The following is a 3,449-nucleotide window of genomic DNA, read 5'->3' as shown; positions in this document are numbered from 1 at the left end:
AACAAAGCGGCAATTGACACCCCGCCACTGGCTATAGCGTATACGATCAGAATGTTACTCGGCGGGATTAGCATGCCCGTTGTGGCCGCTGCAGCGGTAACTGCCGCGCTGTAGTTAATGTCGTAACCCTGTTTTTTCATCTCCGGCAACATAAAGCTGCCAATGGCCGATGTTGCCGCCACCGCTGAGCCAGAAATTGCTCCGAAAAACATACAGGACACTACATTCACCAGCGCCAGACCGCCTGGCAGCATTCCCACCAGCGCCATAGCACATTCAATCAGGCGCTTGGCGATACCGCCGCGCCCCATGATAAGACCTGACAGCACAAAAAATGGTATTGCCAGCAACGCAAAGCTATTGATACCGCCAGCCATACGCTGCGCCATCGTAGTCACCGCCGGCATGACATCGACACTTAACAGCATCGTCGCCAGCGTGGCCAGGCCAATACAAAATGAAATGGGCACGTTTAGCAGCAGTAAGCCAAAAAATACCAGCAGTAAAACCAGAATCGCCATTTCCATCAGTGCATCCCCTCAACCGGCTGCATCGGCTTGTTCGCCGCCAGGTAATACAACTGGCATACACCATAAAACGCGATTAACACCCCCGATAAAGGTACCGCGATATAGATATACGCCATCTTAATATCTAACGCTGCCGACATCTGGTTCAGCTCGTAGGTCAGCGCGACCAGATTGCCACCGCCAACCACCATTACCGCAATGGCAAACGCCACTACTGAGGCGGTCAGCACCATTGCCAGCTTACGCTGCACAGCTTTGGGGAATTTCTGCGTTACAATATCCAGCCCCAGATGCACGCCGGTGCGGTAGGCAAAAGCCGCCCCGACCATGCCAATCCAGATCAGCAAGGTTCGCGACAACTCTTCAGTAATGGAGCTTGGTGCGTTTAACACGAAACGTGATATCACCTGCCAGCTCACTACCAGCACGATGGCGGCCATCAAAGACGCCAGAAACCATTTCAGTACCGTATCAACGGCATGGACTACTTTAGTCATCGCTGGCCTCCTGCTTGGCGCCAATCTCAGCAATCTGCTGCAGTAAAGGCCCGATATCGGTTTGTTTCAGGCTTTGATGAAAATCCGCCACTGCATCGCGAAACGGTTGTTTGTCCGGGTATATGACCTGGATACCGGCAGCTTTCACCGCCGCAAGCGCATCGTCTGATACCTGTTGCCAGGCCGAGCGCTGATAAGCGATAGAATCGTTGGCTGCCTGTTGCAACCATTGTTGCTGCTGTGGTGTTAACCTCTGCCATACCGGCAGGCTGACTATCAGCACATCAGGTACAGAGGTATGTTCATCCAGCGTATAGTATTTACTCAGCTCATAATGGCGTGACAGGTAAAAGCTTGGCGGGTTATTTTCAGCACCATCGACCACACCTTGTTGCAGCGCGGTATAAAGCTCGCCCCAGTCTACCGGCGTCGCAGCGCCGCCCAACTCTTCAACCATCCGCACAGCGGTCTGGCTGGCCAGAACACGGAATTTTTTACCGCGCAGATCGGCCGGAGTATGAATTTCAGTATTAGTAGAGTAAAAGCTGCGGCTACCGGCATCGTAGTAGCCAAGGCCACGTAGCCGGGCACTTTGCAATGCCATTAGCAGCTCGGTGCCGGTTTTGCCATTTAATACCCGCCACAGGTGGGCATTGTCATTAAAAATATACGGTACGCTGAATACGCGCATCTGCGGTACAAAGCTCTCTACTGAACTGGCCGACACTTTAGTCATCGCCAGGCTGCCAATTTGCAACAGCTCTACCAGCTCGCGTTCATTACCTAACTGACCGCCGCTATAGATCTCAATACGCATGCTGCCGTTTGAATAATGCTCCAGGCGCTCAGCCATCAGCACCATAGCTTTGTGCACCACATGCTCCTGGTCCAGCGCATGCGCCAGCCGTAATGTAGTCACCTCCTGCTGTGGCTTACAGCCTGCAAGCAGCGCAAGGCCAACCAGCAGCAGGCTGCATGCCTGCCGGGTGTAATTTCTCATAACTCGTCCTACCCTGTTGCGGGGACTGGCATGTCTTATTGCATGCCTTAACTTAAAACCTGCCTGAGGCAGGCGCGTATTAACGTGTTACGGCTGCCGCTATTTCATGGCACTGGCCGGAAATTTATCCATATCGTGATAATCCAGGTTTTCACCGGCCATACCCCAGATAAAGGCGTAGTTACTGGTACCACAGCCGCTGTGGATCGACCAGGCTGGCGACACTACCGCCTGCTCATTTGCCACCCAGATATGCCGGGTTTGCTGCGGCTGGCCCATAAAATGGCAGACGCGCTGATCATCACCGAGGTTAAAATAGAAATAGGCTTCCATCCGCCGGTCATGCTGATGTGCAGGCATAGTGTTCCAGACGCTGCCAGGCTTGAGCACGGTTAAGCCCATTTGCAACTGACAGGTTTCCACCACATCGTTAATCATTAACTGGTGAATAGCGCGCTCGTTTGAGGTTTCAAGTGCACCCATCTGCAGCACGGTGCAGTTGTCCATCGTCAGATGCTTAGTCGGGTAAGCATGGTGTGCCGGGGCAGAATTTAAATAAAACCTGGCCGGTTTACTGCTGTCGCTGCTGTGAAAGCTGACGTCTTGCGCGCCCATACCAACATACAGCGCTTCGGTATTTTTCAGCTCAAACTCTTTGCCATCTACTTTTACGCTGCCGGTGCCACCAACGTTGATAATGCCCAGCTCACGCCGTTGCAAAAAGAATTGCGCCTTTAACGCCTCTGGCGCTTCAAGTTTAACCGGCGCTTTTACCGGTACTGCACTGCCGACGATCACGCGCTCATAGTGGGTGTAGCACAGCACCAGCTTGTCGGCCTGCATCAGGTTGTCGACCAGAAAATGCTGACGCAGCTCATCGGTATCGTAGTGCTTAACATCATCCGGATGGGTCGGATAACGGCTTTCAAATAAAACAGTCATAAATAACCTCTGTAAAAAATTCGTTTAACGTGCCAGCCAGCCACCGTCTACCGCCAGCACGTGGCCGTTAACATAATTACTGGCGTTTGAAGCGAGAAATACTGCTGCACCGGCTAAGTCCTCTGGCTCGCCCCAGCGGGCTGCCGGTATGCGGGCAGTAATGGCAGCGTTGCGCTCGGTATCGGCCTGCAACGCCGCGGTGTTATCGGTACGAAAATACCCCGGCGCTATCGCATTAACCTGAATATTGTGCTGCGCCCATTCATTGGCCAGTGCTTTGGTTAAGCCAGCAATGGCGTGTTTACTGGCCGTGTATGCCGGCACGGTAATACCGCCGCTGTACGACAGCATAGAGGCAATATTGATAATCTTGCCGCTTTTGCGCTTTATCATCTCAGCACCCAGCCGCTGACTGAGTAAAAATGCGGAGTCTAGATTCACCGCGATCACCTTATGCCATTCCTTCATCGGAAACTGATG

The 3,449-nt window shown here is 52.9% G+C and carries 5 protein-coding genes; all 5 read right to left on the bottom strand.

Annotated features, from left to right (window positions below):
* Nucleotides 1–527 (bottom strand): TRAP transporter large permease subunit (locus tag VIN66_RS05840; RefSeq protein ID WP_331923092.1); only part of this gene is annotated, 527 nt, incomplete at its 3' end.
* On the bottom strand, nucleotides 527–1,027 hold the full coding sequence (locus VIN66_RS05835; protein ID WP_331923091.1) for a TRAP transporter small permease: 501 nt from the start codon (nucleotides 1,025–1,027) through the stop codon (nucleotides 527–529). The genes VIN66_RS05835 and VIN66_RS05840, both read right to left, overlap by 1 nt.
* The gene (locus tag VIN66_RS05830) at nucleotides 1,020–2,027 is read right to left on the bottom strand and encodes a TRAP transporter substrate-binding protein (protein WP_331923090.1); all 1,008 of its coding nucleotides are present in this window, start codon (nucleotides 2,025–2,027) and stop codon (nucleotides 1,020–1,022) included. Before VIN66_RS05830 ends, VIN66_RS05835 begins: the two co-directional genes overlap by 8 nt.
* 99 nt (nucleotides 2,028–2,126) lie before the next feature.
* Complete coding sequence (kduI, locus tag VIN66_RS05825) at nucleotides 2,127–2,969, bottom strand: 5-dehydro-4-deoxy-D-glucuronate isomerase (protein ID WP_331923089.1); 843 nt, start codon at nucleotides 2,967–2,969, stop codon at nucleotides 2,127–2,129.
* Nucleotides 2,970–2,993: 24 nt separating this feature from the next.
* Nucleotides 2,994–3,449, bottom strand: a 456-nt coding sequence (locus tag VIN66_RS05820) for an SDR family oxidoreductase (protein WP_331923088.1), incomplete at its 5' end; no start/stop codon positions are given.

The organism is Rheinheimera sp. (assembly GCF_036568245.1).
In the GTDB taxonomy this organism is placed as follows: Bacteria; Pseudomonadota; Gammaproteobacteria; order Enterobacterales; family Alteromonadaceae; genus Alishewanella.
This window is presented reverse-complemented; position numbering and strand designations above follow the sequence as displayed.